The following is a 15,876-nucleotide window of genomic DNA, read 5'->3' as shown; positions in this document are numbered from 1 at the left end:
CGCTGTCCGGTAGTGGGGCGGCCGTCGCGGACGGCGGTCCCGCGCGACGCGAAGCCGACGGAAGGACCCCCCATGCCACGCTTCCCGCTGCCCCGCCTCGCCGCGCTCACGGCCGTCGCCACGCTGGCGCTGACCGGATGCGGCACCGAGCCGGCCGACGGCCCCGCACCCGCCGACGGCCGTGCGCACCACGGGGGGACGGGCGCCGCCACCGTGGAGGCCGAACGGTTTCTGCGGCTGACCGAGACGCACCCGGAGACCGGGATGACGCTGCTGGAGGGCCCGACGTTCGACGCCGAGGGCAGGCTGCTGGTCGTGGACGTCACCGCGCCGGCCGGCGCGCCCAAGGTGCTGCGCGTCGACCTCCAGGCGCGCACCTCGGAGCGGTTGCTGACCGACGACCGGGGCGCCTACACCTCGGCGCAGTTCAGCCCGCACGACGGGCGGCTCTACCTCAGCGACTTCGCCCACGGCGAGATCGTCAGCGCCGAGCCCGACGGGAGCGACCCCCGCGTCTTCTTCGCCGGCGAGGTCGACGGGGCGCCGATGCACCCCGACGACATCGCGTTCGACCCCGACGGCCACCTCTACCTCAGCGACTCGCGCGGACTGGCCGAGGGCGAGTCGGTCGGCCGGGTCGTCCGTGTCGACCGGGAGGGCCGGGAGGCGACCGTGCTGGCCGACGGGCTCGCGGCGCCGAACGGGATCTCCTTCGACGCGGACTTCCGGGGGCTGTGGGTCAGCGAGCTCACCGAGAACCGCGTCTCCTACCTCCAGTGGGAAGCGGAGGGCGGCGTCGCCGCCTCCCACACCGCGCTCCGCGTCGACGGCGGCCTCGCGCAGACCGACTCGATCGCCGTCGACGCCGACGGCAACCTCTACCAGGGGCTGCACGGCCGCCCCGCCGTGCTCGTGTACGACAGGTACGGTCGGCACCTGGCGACGATCGAGATCCCGGCCGGCGACGAGGGGCTGACCTCGGCGACCAACCTCGCCATCACCCCCGGCGGCACCACCGCCTACCTGACCGTCAGCGGGCCCGCCGGCGGCTATCTCTACACCTTCGAGGCGCTGGCCGAGGGCACCCGCCAGTCCAACGGCGGCTGACCCGGGGCCCGTTCACCGGCTCACCCCGCGGAGGCGGGGAACGGCCGCACCGGGCCGACCTCGACGGCGAGCAGCCGCCAGGCCGCGAGCGCGCGTCGCTCGCGGTCCTGTCTGGCGGCGCCGACGACGGCGCCCGAGACCATGCTGACGGCGAGCATCAGGGCGCCGTCCGGGGCGAGTCGGTGACCGGGCGGCAGCAGCCGGCGCAGGGCGACCTCGACGCGCGCCGACAGGTCGTGGGCGTAGCCGTGGACGGGCTCCCCGCCGCCCGCGACGTCCAGGTGCAGCAGGTTGATGAACGCGGCCGACTCCGTGAGATGCCAGGTCACCACCCCGAGCGCCCCGGCGAGATCGGCGCCGGGCGCGGCGGCGGCCCCCTCGACCTGCCGCACGTTCTCCTCCAGGACGGCCGCCGCCACCGCGTCCCGGTCGGGGAAGTGTCGGTACATCACGCCCTGGCCGACGCCCGCGCGGCGTGCGACGGCGGAGAGCGGGGCGCCCAGCCCCTGCTCGGCGTAGACGTGGCGGGCGGCGGCGATCAGCGCGGCGCGGTTGCGGGGCGCGGCCTTCGGGCCCTGGTTCTGGGGGCGCCGCTCGCCTTCGGAAGGGTCCCTGCTCACCCCGGCAGGGTACTCCCCGGAGGGCGGCCCGCCCCCCGGCGTGCGCGAAGGTGGGGTAGCGTGCGGGCATGTCGAGTCCCGAGTCGGACAGGTCGGGGGCTCTCGGTCACGCCGTCGGCCCCCTGTCCCGCTGAACCACCGCATCTGCCCAGGGGGCTGGCCGCGGTGACGAGAAGACGTCTCCCGTTTCTCTCCTCACCCCGGAGCCCACCCGATGCCTCTTCCCCTCTATCTGCTCGCCCTGGCCGTCTTCGCCATGGGCACCTCGGAGTTCATGCTCGCCGGCCTGCTGCCGGACATCGCCTCCGACCTGGACGTCACCGTCGGCCGCGCCGGGCTGCTCACCTCCGGTTTCGCGGTCGGCATGGTGATCGGCGCCCCCCTGGTCGCCGCGTCGGCCCGGCGCTGGCCCCGGCGCGCGAGCCTGCTGTCGTTCGTGCTCGCCTTCGCCGCCGCCCACCTGGTGGGCGCGGTCACCACCAGCTTTCCGCTGCTGCTTGCCTCCCGGTTCCTGGCCGCGCTCGCCAACGCCGGGTTCCTCGCCGTCGCGTTGACGGTGGCCGCCTCGCTGGTCCCGCCGGAGCGCAAGGGGCGCGCGCTGGCGGTGCTGCTCTCCGGCACCACGGTCGCCACCGTCGCGGGCGTCCCCGGCGGCGCGGCGCTGGGCGCGCTGCTCGGCTGGCGGGCGACGTTCCTCGCCGTCGCGCTCTGCTGCCTGCCGGCAGCCCTCGGGATCCGGCGGGGGCTGCCCGCGGACGACGGCCGGGGAACGGGCGAACGCCCCGCGCTGCGGCGCGAGTTGGCGCAACTGGCGCGGCCCGCCCTGGTCGCGGTGATGACGCTGGGCGCGTTGGTCAACGCCGCCACGTTCGGCGCGCTCACCTTTCTCGCGCCCGTGGTGACCGAGACCGCGGGCCTCGGCGCGCTGTGGGTCTCGGCCGTGCTGGTGCTCTTCGGCGCCGGCGCGTTCGCCGGGGTCACCGTCGCCGGCCGGTTCGCCGACCGGAGGCCGGGCGCGGTGCTGGCGTGCGCCGGCCCGCCGCTGCTGCTCGGCTGGCCGGCGACGGCGCTGCTGGCCGACCGGCCGTGGGCGCTGTGCGTCCTGGTGCTGGTCCAGGGCGCGTTGTCGTTCGCGGTGGGCACGACGTTGATCACGCGGGTGCTCTACGCGGCGGCGGCCGCCCCCACCATGGCCGGCGCCTACGCCACGGCCTCGCTCAACGTCGGGGCGGCCCTCGGTCCGCCGCTGGCGGCGCCCACGCTGGGCACCGCGCTGGGCGACGTCGGGCCGCTGTGGGCCGGCGGGGCGCTGGTGGCGCTCGCGCTGGCTCTGCTGCTGGCGCTGGCGCCGCGCGGGGTGCTCGGCCGTTCCGGGCCCGCCGGCGACGACTGACCCCGTGGCGTGCGGGCGCCGTCGTCCCCCGGGCGGGCGCCGGCGTCCCGCACGCGCGGCCGCGTGACGGGCGTTCCCGCGTTCCATGACGAGACCGTGACGGCGGCGCTCCCCGGCTTCCGGCGCTGGTTCCGTGAGGGCCATGCACCTCGAACCCGCGCACCGCGCCGACACCCGCCGCCCGCCCCGTTCGCGCCGCCGCACGCGCGTCGGCGTCGCCCTGACCACCGCCCTCGCCGGAGTGCTGCTCGCCGCCTGCGGCTCCGGAGAGGGCGACGACGAGCGGGAGCGCGCCTCCAGCGCCCCGGGGAAGGAGGGCGCCGACCTCCGGCTGCTGTGGCTGGGCGACTCGGTCGCCGGCGTCCAGGCGCCCGCCCTCGAAGCCGCGATGGACGCCTCGGGCGTCACCTTCGAGGACCTCTCCTCGACGGGCGGCGGCACCGTCGTCGCCTCCGATGAGGTCGCCGAACTCGCCGACGCCACCTGGGAGTCGCTGCGCTCCCGCGTCGACTCCTTCGCACCCGACGTCATCGCCTACCAACTGACCACCTACGACTGGGGCACGCCGGAGCAGCAGCGCGACGCCTACACCCGGCTGGCCACCACCGCGCGCGACGCCGGCGCCGCACTGCTGCTCGTCACGGCCCCGCCCGTGACCGTCGACGAGTTCCTCGCGCCGCACGCCGAGGAGATGGCCACCGCGCCGGAGTCCGCCGAGGCGGTGGCCGCCGCCGCCGAGAGCGGCGTGCACTTCCTGGACGCCGCGGACCTCTGGGGCACGGACCCCGAGGCCGGGGCGGCGATGCGGTCCGCCGACGGCATCCACTCCTGCCAGCAGGGGGCGGCGGCCTTCGCCACCTGGTTCGGCGAACGCCTCGGCGCGCTCCACGACACGACCCCCGCCGCCCCGGAGGAGTGGGCGACCGGCTCCTGGACCGCCGACGAACGCTTCTCCCAACTCGGCTGCGAGTGACCCCCGTTCACCACCCCGGCCCGCGCCGGCCCCCGCCGCACGTCCCCCGACGGCGCGCGGGGGCCCGCCGCCCACCCACCCGAGGACAGCACCCATGACCGCGTCGTCCCCCACCGCACCGCCCGGCCCCGAGGAGCCCGCAGAGCCGAGGAACACGCACGCGCGCGAGGGCCCGCCCGCGCACCCCCCGCACCGCGCCCGCCCGCACATCGCCCCGCTCGACGGACTGCGCGGAGTCGCCGTCGTCGCGGTCGTGCTCTTCCACGCGGGGCACCTCGGGGGCGGCTTCCTCGGCGTCGACCTCTTCTTCGCGCTCTCCGGCTTCCTGATCACCGGCCTCCTCCTGGAGGAGGCGGCGCGCCACGGCCGGATCGACCTGCCCGCCTTCTGGGGCCGCCGCGCCCGGCGCCTGCTGCCGGCACTGGCCGTCGTGCTCGTCGCGACCCCGCTGCTGGCCTGGGCGTTCGGCTCCCCCGCGCAACTGCGGTTCGCGCTCACGGACGCCCCCTGGGTCGCCGGACAGGGCGTCAACTGGCACTACATCGGCCAGCGGCTCGACTACTGGGGCTCCTCGGAGACCCGGCTCTTCGCCCCGCTGTGGAGCATCGCCGTCGAGTGGCAGTTCTACCTGCTGTGGCCGCTGCTCGTCGCCCTCCTCGCGCGCCGCCTCGGGCCACGCGCCGTCGCCGCCCTCGCCGTGACCGGCGCCCTGCTCTCGGTGGCGCTGATGGCACACCTCGCGCACGCTGTCGACACCACCCGCGCCTACGAGGGCACCGACACCAGGGCGTTCGCGCTGCTGCTCGGCTCCGCCGCCGCCACCGCGCCCGCGCGCGCCGCCCTCGGCCGCGTGCCGCGCCCGGCGGCACGGGCGCTCGGCGCCGCGCTGGCCGGCGGGCTGCTCCTGAGCTGGCTGCTGCTCGACGGCCACGACGCCCCCGGCCTCTACCGGGGCGGCATGTTCCTGCACTCCCTCGCCGCCGCGCTGCTGATCGCGCTCCTCGCCGCCGCCCCCGACCACGGCGCCGGCCGGCTCCTCGGCGCCCGCGCCCCCCGACGGCTGGGGGAGGTGTCCTACGGCCTCTACCTGTGGCACTGGCCCGTCTACGCGCTGCTGCCCACGACGCTCGAAGGGCCCGGCGGGTGGGGGCGCACCACCCTGGCGCTCGGACTGTCGCTGACCGCCGCGATACTGTCCAGACGCTGGGTGGAGGACCCCGTCCGGTTCCGCGCCGGCTGGGCCAGGGGGCGGCGCGGCTGGCTGGCGCTCGGCCTCGCCGCGCTGGCCGCCACCGCCCTGTGGCTGGCCGTACCCCGCCCCGACGCCGGCGCCGGAACGGTCGACGTGGAACGGTTGACCACCCTGTGAACCACGACCCCGCGCCGCCGGCACCCCGCGCCCGGCGGAGCGACGAGGAGGCGACGCGTGGCCGTTGACACCGCCCCCGGCCGGGGGCCGCGCCGGCCGTGGCGCGCCCGGTGCGCCGCCGGCGCCCTGGCCGCCGCCGCGCTCGCCGGCTGCGGGGTCTCCGAGACGGGGCCGACGGAGGCGGGGCCGCCCGCCTCCGTCGGCCCGGGGGCCGAGAGCTCCGAGGTGACCCGCCTCTACTTCGCCCACCGGCAGGGCGTCTGGCCCGCCACCCGCCCGCACGGGGGCGAGAGCGACCCGCAGTCGGCGCTGGACGCGCTGCTCGCCGGCCCCAACGCCGCCGAGCGCGCCAGGGGCCTCACCACCCGGGTGCCGGCCGACGGCCAACGGGCCGTCGCCGAGCGGGGCGACGGGGCCGTCGAGCTCCGCCTGCCCTGGGCGATCGCCGAGCTGGACAGCGTCGCCGTCAGCCAACTGGTCTGCACCGCGGCCGCCGCCCCCGGGGGCCGCGCCCAGGGCGTGGTCGTCCGCGTCCACGAGCACGGCGGCCCCACCCCCTGGGAGGTCGTCTGCGCCGAGGACGGCACCGTCACCCCGCGCGCCGCCGACGGCGCGCTCCCCTGAACACCCGCCCACCGGAAACGGGCGAGACCACGACACCCGCCGAAAGGAAGGCGTTCGCCATGACCCGCGTCCTGCTGATCGAGGACGACCCGGCCGTGCGGCGCGGTGTGTCGCTGGGCCTGCGGCGCCGCGGCCACCTCGTCGAGGCCGTCGCCACCGGGGAGGACGGCGTCGAGGCCCTGCACGCCGCGCCGCCGGAACTGGTGCTGCTGGACCTGATGCTCCCCGGCATCAGCGGCCTGGAGGTCTGCCGCCGGGTGCGCGAGACCAGCCAGGTGCCGATCGTGATCCTCTCCGCGCGCGGCGACGACATCGACGTGGTCGTCGGCCTGGAGGCCGGCGCCGACGACTACGTCGTCAAGCCCGCCGCCGTCGCCGTCATCGAGGCCCGGATGCGCGCCGTGCTGCGCCGCGTCGCCCCCGCCCAGCCCACGCCCGAGGGGCCGGCCCGCACCGTCCACGGCGACCTGGAGATCGACCGCGCCGCGCTGCGCGTCACCAAGAACGGCCGCCCCCTCCCGCTCGCGCCCTCGGAACTCAAGCTGCTGCTCTTCCTCTCCGCCTCACCCGACACCACCTTCAGCCGGCGGCAGCTCCTGGAAGAGGTCTGGGAACACAGCTACTACGGCGACGTCCGTCTCGTCGACGCCTGCGTGATGCGGCTGCGCGCCAGGACCGAGGACGACCCGCGCGCCCCGCGCTACGTGCAGACCGTGCGCGGCTTCGGCTACCGGTTCGGCCCGCTGTGAGCCGCGCGGCCCCCGGCGGCGCGCTCCGCCGCCTGCCGCCGCGCGGCCTCGGCGCGCGGATCGTCGCGGCCTTTCTGCTGGTCGCCGTCCTCAGCGCGCTGACCACCGCCGCCGTCACCTTCCGGCAGGCACGCGCCGCCATCCTGGAGCGCGCCCAGGACAGCGCGGTGACCGACCTGCGCGCCCGCGTCGAGGCCCTCGCGCCCGACCTGCCCGCCGCGCCGGCCGAGACCGACCTGCGGGCCCTGGCCCTCCAACTCGACCAGGGCGCCGGCGCCCGGCAGTGGCGCACCGCCGTCACCCACGAGGACGGTGCCCCCGTCACCGGCGACGGCACCCCGCCCGTCCTCCCCGAGGCGCTCCGCGAACGGGCACCCGCCGCCACCACCGCGCTGACCCAGCGCTTCCGGCACGACGGGGAGATGTGGCTCGCCGTCGCGCTGCCCGTCGGCTCCGCCGCCGACGGCGACCGGACCACGGGCGTGGTCGTCCACGCCTCGTTCTCCCTGGCCGAGCAGGAGGCCGACATCGCCACCCTGGTCCCCGCCGCCCGCGCCGGGGCCGTGCCCGCCGTGCTGCTCGCCGCCGTCGCCGCGCTGTTCGCCGCCCGCCGGGTGCTGCGGCCGGTCCGCCGGCTGCGCGCCGCCGCCGAACGCATGGCCGACGGCGAGCTGGACACCCGGATCGAGGTGACCGGCGAGGACGAACTCGCCGACCTCGGCCGCACGTTCAACACCATGGCCGGCGCCCTCCAGTCCGACGCCGAGACCCTGCGGGCCATGGAGGCCAGGGCCAGCCGGTTCGCCGCCGACGTCTCCCACGAGCTGCGCACCCCGCTGGCCGCCATGACCGCCGTCACCGAGGTCCTCGACGAGGACGCCGCGTCCGACGAGCTCAGCCCCGAGACCGCCGAGGCCCTCTCCCTCGTCGCCGACGAGACCCGCAAACTGGCCCGGATGGTCGAGGACCTGATGGAGATCTCCCGCTTCGACGCCGGCGCCGCCCGGCTGGACGCCGACGCGTGCGACGTCGGCGAACTCGTCGCCAGAACCCTCGCCGCCCGCCACTGGCACCACCTCGTCCGCGTCGACGTGCCCGACGCCACCACGGCCCGGCTGGACGCCCGACGCTTCGACGTCGTCCTCGCCAACCTCGTCGGCAACGCCCTGCGCCACGGCGGACCCCGCCCCGCCGTCGAGGTGCGGGCCCGCGCCGACGCCGAGCGGCTGACCGTCACCGTCACCGACGAGGGACCCGGCGTCGCGCCCGAGACCCTGCCGCACGTCTTCGACCGCTTCGCCAAGGGCGACGCCGCCAGGACCCGCAGCGAGGGCAGCGGCCTCGGCCTCTCCATCGCCGCCGAGAACGCCCGCCTGCACGGCGGCACCCTCAACGCCGCCAACCGCCCGGACGGCGGGGCCGCGTTCACCCTCACCCTGCCCCGCGCACCCGCCGGGGACGCCCCGCGGCGACGGCCCGAGCGCTGACCCCGCCCGGCCTGCCCCTCACCGCCCGGCCGCGCCCGCGGGGCCGGCGGGGAACTCCTCCACGCCCACCACCCGCAGCAGCTCAAGACGCTCCCGCGCCTCGTCGTCCGCGGGCGTCAGCACCAGCAGCAACTGCCGCTGGTCCGGCGTGACCAGCGTCTCGCAGTCCATCACCACCCGTCCCACCTCCGGGTGCGTCACCGTCTTGCGGTCCGCCCGTCGCACCGCGACCTCGTGCTCGGCCCACCGCAGCCGGAACTCGCCGCTCGCCTCGCGCAGCCGCGCCACCAGCCGCTCCACCTCCGGATCACCCGCCCGCCGCCCCGCCGCCGCCCGCAGGTCCGCCACCAGCTCCCTGGTGTGCCGCTCCCGCTCCTCCGGCGGAAGACCGTCGCCCGCCCCCTCCGTGAACCACCGGTACGCCAGATACCGCCGCTCGCCCTCGAAACCCGTCAGCCCACCCGTCAACAGCACCGACATCCGGTTCTGCGCCAGCACCTCGCCCAGGTCGGAGAGGATCATCGCCGGGGTGTCCAGCAGGTCCAGCATCCGCACCAGCCCCGCCCGCGCCAGCCGCGCCACCCCCTCGGCCGGCGGCGGACGGTGCCCGGCCAGATGGAAGAGGTGCGTCCGCTCGTCGTCCGACAGCCGCAGCGCCCTGGCCAACGCGCCCAGCAACTGCGTCGACGGCTGACTGCTGCGGCCCTGCTCCAGGCGCACCACGTAGTCCACCGACATCCCCGCCAGCATCGCGACCTCCTCCCGCCGCAGGCCACGGGTCCGCCGCCTGGGCCCCTCGGCCACCCCGACCTCCGCCGGACGGATCGCCTCCCGACGCCGGCGCAGGAAGTCGGCCAACTGCTCACGTTCCATGCGGCCATCCTCCCGCGCCCGGCGCGCCCCCAGCCAGGGAGCGCCGCTCCCACGATCGACGCTCCGCTCCCGCCCGCCCGCCGCCTCCGGCAGGGTGACGACCGGAACACGCGGCGAGACCGCGCCACCACCGAGAAGGAGCACCTCATGCGGACCCGAACCCTGGGCAACGGCGGCCCGAACGTCGCGACGCTCGGCCTCGGCGCCATGGCCATGTCCGGCGCCTACGGGCCGAGCGACCGCGCCGAGAGCGTCGCCACCGTCCACGCCGCGCTGGACGCCGGCGTCACCCTCATCGACACCGGCGACTTCTACGGCACCGGACACAACGAGCTGCTGCTGGCCGAGGCACTGCGCGGCCGGAGGCGCGAGGAGTACACGCTGAGCGTCAAGTTCGGGGTGCTGATGGCGCCCGACGGGCGGTTCGCCGGCCAGGACGGCCGCCCGGAGGCGGTGCGCAACTTCCTCGCCCACACCCTGACCCGGCTGGGCACCGACCACGTCGACATCTACCGGCCCGCCAGGGCCGACCCGAACGTGCCCTTCGAGGAGACCGTCGGCGCCGTCAAGGAACTGATCGACGCCGGCCACGTCCGCCACCTCGGGCTCTCCGAGGTCGACGCGGCCACCGTCCGCCGCGCCCACGCCGTGCACCCGGTCGTCGACCTCCAGATCGAGTACTCGCTGCTCTCCCGCGCGGTCGAGCCGGAAGTGCTGCCGACGCTCCGGGAGTTGGGCATCGGCATGACCGCCTACGGCGTGCTCGGCCGGGGGCTGATCTCCGGCCACTGGTCCGCCGGCCACAGCGCGGGCCCCGGCGACGCCCGCGCGCACGTGCCCCGGTTCGCCGAGGGCAACGTGGAGCACAACCTCGCCCTCGTCGAGGCGTTGCGCGCCGTCGCCACCGCGAAGGGCTGCACCGTCGCCCAACTCGCCATCGCCTGGGTCGCCTCCCGGGGCGAGGACATCGTGCCCCTGGTCGGCGCCCGCAGCCGCGAGCGGCTCACCGAGGCCCTCCCGGCCGCCGAGCTGACCCTGACCCCCGACGACCTCGCGGCCATCGAACAGGCCGTCCCACGCGGCACGGCCCGGGGCGACCGCTACCCGTCCGCCTTCATGGCGGGGCTCGGCGTCGGCAACTGACGCCGCGGCACCCCCGGGGCACCGCGCGCGGACGGCGGCCGTTCGGTCGGCTACTGCATCAGCTCGACGTGCGGGTGCTCCGGCGCGACCGGACAGACGTAGAGCTGCTGCCGGTGGCCGCTGCCTATCTGGACCGCCGTCGGCCGCCGGGGATCCACGCGCGCGCCCCGAGCGTCGGAAGCGGTGGCCTGGTCCTCGTACGGGACCCAGCCGTGCTGGTCGCCGTCCCACTCGAACGTGGCGATGGTCAGCAGCGGGTCCATGCCCGCACCGCAGGCGGGGCAGAGCCGGGGGACCGGATCGGTGTACCCCCACGAGGGCCAGCCGCCGACCTTCCAGCCGGGGGCGACGGACAGCTGACGGTGGTAGAACGACTCCGGATGGGACGCGGGGGCGCCGTCCACCCCGGCGCCGGCCGCCCGCCACGCGTCCGGGTCGGCGAGCCGTTCCCGAAGCTCCCGGTCCAACTCCATGGGGCCGGGGTACTCGACCACCCGCTCCGGCGCCAGCACGCACGGCTCCGGCACGAGGAAGTCGAACTCCACCCGGGTCGGCTCCGGCGGTGCGACCAGGACGTCGGTGATGTCGGCCGACGACCGCCAGAACAGCGCGGTCCCGGGCAGGTACGTCTCCGGGTGTTCGAAGGGGCACCACAGCACCTGGAGCAGATCGGCGTCGGCCCGCCCGTGCGGGCGCGGGAAGGGCACGTCCCGCAGGAACAACTGCGCCACGGGCAGCAGGGGGACCGGTCCTTCTGGCCACTCGATGTCCTCGTCGTCCTCCGCGGGGGCCGCCTCCGGCTCCCACACCACCCCGCCCGCGGCGCCGTCCCTCCGGGCGCGCCGCTCCTGTCGCACCTGCCGCAGCACCTCGTTCGCGTCCGGATGCGGTGTGGCGCAGTGCGGCCACGGCTCGTCGGCCGGCCACAGCAGCGGCCCGCCGACCGAGCTGTCGCGCGCCGAGGGGGACCCGGGGCGCGGATGCAGCCGGGTCGCCTCGCGGGCCAGCGGAGCCAGCGGGGGAAAGAGCGCCGCGACATCGACCGGTCGCGGCGGGGTGGTGCGCACGAGTCTCATGCCGAGGATGCTCTCAGCCCCCACTGACAACGGGGGCCGGACCGCGCGGCGCCGGGGCGGGCGGTGGCCCGGCGCCGCGCGGGGCCGTCTCAGCAGGTGTCGCGGCTGCTGTTGTTGAGGGTCAGGTTCTGGTAGCTGATGTTCTGCCCGCACGGACTCTCGCGCAGCGCCGTGTCGTTGAGCGTGAGGTTCCGCAGGGTGATGTCGCGGTTGTTGGGGAACTCCGAGCGGGCCGCGAGACGGACCTCGCCGCCGCCGGTGACCGTGCCGCCCTGGGCGGCGATGTCGACGTTGTAGCAGTTCTCGATCAGGATCGCGTTGTTGCCGGTGTGGGTCAGCGTGATCCGGTCGATGACGGCGCCGCCGCTCTCCGAGACGCAGAAGACGCCGCGCCCGCCACCGCGCGCGATCACCTCGCCGACGCGGACGTTGGTGGGGTAGCCGTCGGCGATCCGGCCGTTGCGGTTGGCCATCCGGAACGCGGCGTAGCCGGTGCCGCCGCCCGCGTTCTCGGCGTCCACGCGGCTGACCGAGGCGTTGATCGTGTCGTTGAGCAGCACGCCTGACTCCCCGACGTCCCGCGCGGTGACCGTGCCGACGCTCAGCCCGTCGACCCCGTAGGTCTCCAGCGCGTGGCTGCCCGCCCCGGAGACGTACAGGCTGTTGACGCGCACGTTGGTCGCACGCTCGGCGCGGTTCCCGTGGTTGTCGACGCGCACGCCGAGGCCGCCGGTCAGCCGCATGTCGATCTCGCCGAGGACCACGTCGCTCGCGTCGCGCAGGAAGATCCCGTAGAGCGGGGCGCCGGTGAGGGTGAGGTGGCCGACCTCGATGTCGGTGGTGCCCCGGGAGTAGATCGGCGCGTGGTCGGTCGCGGTGGCGCCCGTGACGTCGATGGTGCCGCACACGTCGATCGCGGTGTGACTGGGCAGCGAGACACGGGTGTTGGCCTGGAACGTCCCGGAGCCGCGCACCACCACGCGTTCCCTCGTGGAACGGTTCGGTGTGAGCGCGTCGACCGCCGCCTGGGCGGCGTCCCGCATACTGTCGCCGGTGTAGACGGTGCCGCCGCCCCGGCGGGCGGTCCAGGTGTCGCCGCTCCGCGTGACCTCCGCGTGGTAGGTCCCGGCGCCGCAGCTCGCGGCCACCGGCACCAGCGACCACTGCTGGTTGGCGCCGCCGAGGTCGGAGTACTGCGAGAGCCGCCCGCCGTCGGCGGCCGACCACTCCCAGACCTCAAGCGCCTTGCCGCTGTTGCGGTTGAGCAGCCGCACATAGCCGTCGCCGGAGTCGGCCACGGAGAAGCGCTGGTGGGCGCCGTTGTCGTCGGACCACTGCCGCACGTCGGCGCCGTCGGCGGTGGACGCGCCGGCGATCTCGACCACCTTGCCGCTGTGCCGGGAGCGCAGCCGGTAGCTGCCGTCCCCGGAGTCGACGAACTGCCACTGCTGCCAGGCCCCGTCGTTGCGGGACCACTGGACGAGCGGCGCCCCGTCCTCGGTCGCCAGGTCGTAGACGTCCAGTGCCTTGCCGCTGTGCCGGTTGACCAGGACGTACCAGGCGTTGGTGTCGATCGAGGCGGCCCTGGCGCTGGACGCCGGCAGGGCGACCAGGGAGAGCGCGGCCAACACCACGACCAGTGCGGCGGCGCCGAGGCCCCGCAGGCCGTGCGGTCTTCGGAGGTGCATGACGGCTCCTTCGTCATGGGAGGAATGAGCGCGGAGCGCCCCCGCGCCGAACGGGGAAACGGGGAGGAACAGGCGAAGCGAGGGGGAACAGGGGCCGTCCCACGGTCCACGGCCGGCACACGGCCCCGGGGGAGCGCTCCCACGCAGGGGCAACGTAGCAGTGGGGCACGGTCAGGACAATGCGCGCGGCGGCGCCCCGCCGCCCGTCGGATCGCGGCGGCAACCCGCCGCACCTGAGGCTGAGTTGACGGTCAGTTCGTCAACGGGCGCCCCGATCAATAGCATCGGCGGATGATCTTGAGAAGATGGTTGACGAGAGCCCTGGGCGGGCTGCTCGTCGCGCTCGTCGCGGGCGGCCTCGCGCCGCACGCCGTGGCCGAGTCGCGCGGGGAGCCCGAGCCGCCCCGGGTGAACCTGGTGCTGGACGTGAGCGGTTCGATGAACGAGCGCGACATGGGCGGCGGTGAGTCCCGCATAGCCGCGGCGCAGCGCGCGTTCAACGAGGTGATCGACGCCGTACCCGAGGAGACCCACCTCGGCATCCGCACGCTGGGCGCGACCTACCCGGGCGAGGACCTGGAGGTCGGCTGCCGGGACAGCGAGCAGCTCTACCCGGTGGAGTCGATCGACCGCACCGAGGCCAAGACGGCGGTCGCCACGCTGCGCCCCACCGGATGGACCCCGATCGGCTACGCGCTGCGCGGCGCCAACGAGGACCTGGGCGACGGTCCGGGCAGCCGCCGGGTGGTGCTGATCACCGACGGCGAGGACTCCTGCGGGGAGCCCGACCCCTGCCTGGTGGCGCACGAACTCGCCGCCAGCGGTACCGACCTGGTGGTGGACACCCTCGGGCTGACGCGGGACGACGCGGTGCGCGAGCAGCTCAGCTGCATCGCCGAGGCCACCGGCGGCACCTACACCGCGGTGCAGGACGCCGACCAACTCGCCGAGAAGGTCGAACAGTTGGTGCGGCGCGCGGATCTGCCGGTGGAGAACCCCACGGCCGTCGACGGCGCCGAGGAGTGCCGGGACGCGCCCTGGCTCGGCGTCGGCGTCTACGAGGACCGCGAGGAGTTCGGCGAACACCGTGCCTACCGGGTGCCCGTGCAGGCGGGGCAGGAGCTGCGGGTGGCGGCCAGCGTGACGGCCGACCGGCAGGTCAACCGGGACTACGGCGTGCTGCTGCGCGCCCTCGACGAGGACGGACGCGAGCTGACGCGCGGGACGGGCGCCGGCACCGGACGCACCGACGTGCTCTCCACCGGGCTCCGTTGGCCGGTCGAGGAGCCCGACGACGACGCGGACGACTCCGGGGACTCGGGGGACGCGGGCGAGGACCGGCGCACGGTCTGCCTGGTGCTCAGCCACTCGTTCTCCGCGCCCGACTCCGTGGTGCGCACACCGGGCCTGCCGGTCGAGCTGGCCGTGGACGTGGTCTCGGCGGCCGACGAGTCGCCCGACGCGGCGGCGTTCGGCCTGGCCAGGGGGTGGGCGCCGGTGCTCTTCCTGGCCGGTGTCGGCCTGGTGGCGGGTCTTCTGGGCGGCGTGCTCAAGCGCGTGGTCACGGCGTTGAGGGGAACGGCATGAGGTACGACGCAGACGGGATCACCACCCGCGCGGGCCGCGCGGGCCGCTGGCTCGCGGTGACGCTGCTGACGGCCGCGGTCGCGCTGAGCGGCGCGGGCACGGCGCGGGCCGACGACTCGGGGGAGACGGAGGCCACCGAGGCCGGCACCGCGTTCCGCACGGCCACGGTGATCGACCAGGGGCGGCGGGCGACGGCCTCCGCGTCGACCGGCGACTACCTGTACTGGGTCTTCCCGGCCGGCGCCGGGCAGCGGGTGAGCGCCGAGGCGGAGGTGACGTTGCCCGAGGCCGACACCCGCACCGGCCCGGTCACCTGGCGGCTCGACGTCTACGACGGGCTGCGGCGCCACCAGTCGTGCGCCTCGGGCCGGCAGAGCGCCACCGCCCAGGAGGCGGACGCCGCACTCACCCTGGAGTGCGCCCCGCGCGCGGTCCGCTCGTGGGCCGACCCCTGGTCGGACACGCCGTTGCCCGGCGCGTACTACCTGCGGCTCTCGGTCGCGGAGCTGCCGGAGCGCGACCTGGGCCTGCCGGTGTCCGTCTCGGTCGAGGTGACCGCCGAGGACGCGGGCGGCTCCGTCGCGGTCGGCGGCGACCTGGCCGGTCCGCTGCTCCCGGTGGGCGCCGCCGGGACGGTGAGCGCCGAGGCGGCCGACATCGTCCGCGAGGAAGAGCGGGACGGCGGCCGGGACGACGGCGTCTATCTGGCCGCCGTGCCCGAGCCGGAGGACGGCTGGAACGGCGGTTGGTGGAACGATCGTTGGCTGTGGACCGCCGGCGGCGGGCTGCTCGGCGCGCTGGCGGCGCTCGGCGGCTACCGCCTGACCCGCCCGGGACGCGGGGCCTGAGACGTCCGAGCCGTAAGCGTGGGGCACCCGGCCGCCGGCCGGGTGCCCCACGCGCGTGGCGTCGACGCTCAGTGGCCGCCGGCGAGTTCGCCGCTGAGCCGGTCGTGGAGAGGGGCGCTGGACTCGTTCAGGCCGACGATCTCGACGGTCTTGCCGCGCCGCGCGTACCTGGTCTCGACGGCGTCGAGGGCCGCCACGGAGGCGTCCCAGACATGGGCGGCGGACAGGTCGACGACCACCAGGTCGGGGTCCCGGCTGATGGCCATCCGCCGTGTGAAGCCGCTGGGTTCCCCCCCCTGGAGCAGACGCGCGACCTGCTGGCCGCCACCGACCGCCTCG

14 protein-coding genes and 1 pseudogene are annotated in these 15,876 nt (G+C 76.1%); 10 read left to right on the top strand and 5 right to left on the bottom strand.

Translation table 11 applies throughout. From position 1 onward, the window contains the following. Positions 1-72 precede the first annotated feature (72 nt). Positions 73-1,107: an SMP-30/gluconolactonase/LRE family protein gene (locus CRP51_RS09925; protein ID WP_097230706.1), complete on the top strand. Its 1,035-nt coding sequence runs from the start codon at positions 73-75 to the stop codon at positions 1,105-1,107. Between the two features lie 20 nt (positions 1,108-1,127). Here the strand turns inward: CRP51_RS09925 and CRP51_RS09920 are convergent, their stop codons facing one another. Continuing rightward, positions 1,128-1,727, bottom strand: coding sequence for a TetR/AcrR family transcriptional regulator (locus CRP51_RS09920; RefSeq protein ID WP_245880484.1), 600 nt, complete (start codon positions 1,725-1,727; stop codon positions 1,128-1,130). Positions 1,728-1,941: 214 nt separating this feature from the next. On the opposite strand from CRP51_RS09920, the gene CRP51_RS09915 reads away from it, so the two are divergent. From CRP51_RS09915 to CRP51_RS09890, 6 genes are all read left to right on the top strand, one after another. Beyond that, positions 1,942-3,120 carry a Cmx/CmrA family chloramphenicol efflux MFS transporter gene (locus CRP51_RS09915; RefSeq protein WP_097230704.1) on the top strand — a complete coding sequence of 393 codons (1,179 nt, stop codon included), beginning with the start codon at positions 1,942-1,944 and terminating at the stop codon, positions 3,118-3,120. Between the two features lie 142 nt (positions 3,121-3,262). Beyond that, a complete protein-coding gene (locus tag CRP51_RS09910) occupies positions 3,263-4,093 on the top strand; it encodes an SGNH/GDSL hydrolase family protein (RefSeq protein ID WP_097230703.1) in 831 nt (276 codons plus the stop codon). Between the two features lie 94 nt (positions 4,094-4,187). Continuing rightward, positions 4,188-5,462, top strand: a complete 1,275-nt coding sequence (locus CRP51_RS09905; RefSeq protein WP_097230702.1) for an acyltransferase family protein — start codon at positions 4,188-4,190, stop codon at positions 5,460-5,462. 57 nt (positions 5,463-5,519) lie between these two features. Next, positions 5,520-6,086: a hypothetical protein gene (locus CRP51_RS09900; RefSeq protein ID WP_097230701.1), complete on the top strand. Its 567-nt coding sequence runs from the start codon at positions 5,520-5,522 to the stop codon at positions 6,084-6,086. A gap of 59 nt (positions 6,087-6,145) precedes the next feature. Further along, positions 6,146-6,835, top strand: coding sequence for a response regulator (locus CRP51_RS09895; RefSeq protein WP_097230700.1), 690 nt, complete (start codon positions 6,146-6,148; stop codon positions 6,833-6,835). Continuing rightward, entirely contained in the window at positions 6,832-8,322 is a 1,491-nt protein-coding gene (locus CRP51_RS09890) for a sensor histidine kinase (protein ID WP_097230699.1), read from the top strand. The genes CRP51_RS09895 and CRP51_RS09890 overlap by 4 nt, the downstream gene beginning before the upstream one ends. Before the next feature lie 18 nt (positions 8,323-8,340). On the opposite strand, the gene CRP51_RS09885 is transcribed toward CRP51_RS09890, so the two are convergent. Next, entirely contained in the window at positions 8,341-9,195 is an 855-nt protein-coding gene (locus tag CRP51_RS09885) for a helix-turn-helix domain-containing protein (protein ID WP_097230698.1), read from the bottom strand. 147 nt (positions 9,196-9,342) lie between these two features. Here CRP51_RS09885 and CRP51_RS09880 point away from each other — a divergent pair, with 147 nt between their 5' ends. After that, a complete protein-coding gene (locus CRP51_RS09880; RefSeq protein ID WP_097230697.1) occupies positions 9,343-10,338 on the top strand; it encodes an aldo/keto reductase in 996 nt (331 codons plus the stop codon). Between the two features lie 50 nt (positions 10,339-10,388). Here CRP51_RS09880 and CRP51_RS09875 read toward each other — a convergent pair whose 3' ends face one another. After that, on the bottom strand, positions 10,389-11,414 hold the full coding sequence (locus CRP51_RS09875; protein WP_097230696.1) for a hypothetical protein: 1,026 nt from the start codon (positions 11,412-11,414) through the stop codon (positions 10,389-10,391). 89 nt (positions 11,415-11,503) lie between these two features. Next, on the bottom strand, positions 11,504-13,102 hold the full coding sequence (locus CRP51_RS09870) for an RICIN domain-containing protein (RefSeq protein WP_097230695.1): 1,599 nt from the start codon (positions 13,100-13,102) through the stop codon (positions 11,504-11,506). 291 nt (positions 13,103-13,393) lie between these two features. Here CRP51_RS09870 and CRP51_RS09865 point away from each other — a divergent pair, with 291 nt between their 5' ends. Both CRP51_RS09865 and CRP51_RS09860 read left to right on the top strand, forming a co-directional pair. Beyond that, the gene (locus tag CRP51_RS09865) at positions 13,394-14,689 is read left to right on the top strand and encodes a VWA domain-containing protein (RefSeq protein ID WP_097230694.1); all 1,296 of its coding nucleotides are present in this window, start codon (positions 13,394-13,396) and stop codon (positions 14,687-14,689) included. Beyond that, on the top strand, positions 14,686-15,537 hold the full coding sequence (locus tag CRP51_RS09860; protein ID WP_097230693.1) for a hypothetical protein: 852 nt from the start codon (positions 14,686-14,688) through the stop codon (positions 15,535-15,537). The genes CRP51_RS09865 and CRP51_RS09860 overlap by 4 nt, the downstream gene beginning before the upstream one ends. Positions 15,538-15,605: 68 nt before the next feature. On the opposite strand, the pseudogene CRP51_RS09855 reads toward CRP51_RS09860, so the two are convergent. Next, positions 15,606-15,791: pseudogene (locus CRP51_RS09855) on the bottom strand (SulP family inorganic anion transporter); the annotation flags it as partial. Positions 15,792-15,876 lie beyond the last annotated feature (85 nt).

Origin of the sequence: Streptomyces zhaozhouensis, assembly GCF_900230195.1 — a bacterium.
Taxonomy (GTDB): domain Bacteria; phylum Actinomycetota; class Actinomycetes; order Streptomycetales; family Streptomycetaceae; genus Streptomyces; species Streptomyces zhaozhouensis.
Note: the sequence above shows the minus strand (reverse complement) of the source record. Positions and strands in the feature narration are given on the sequence as shown.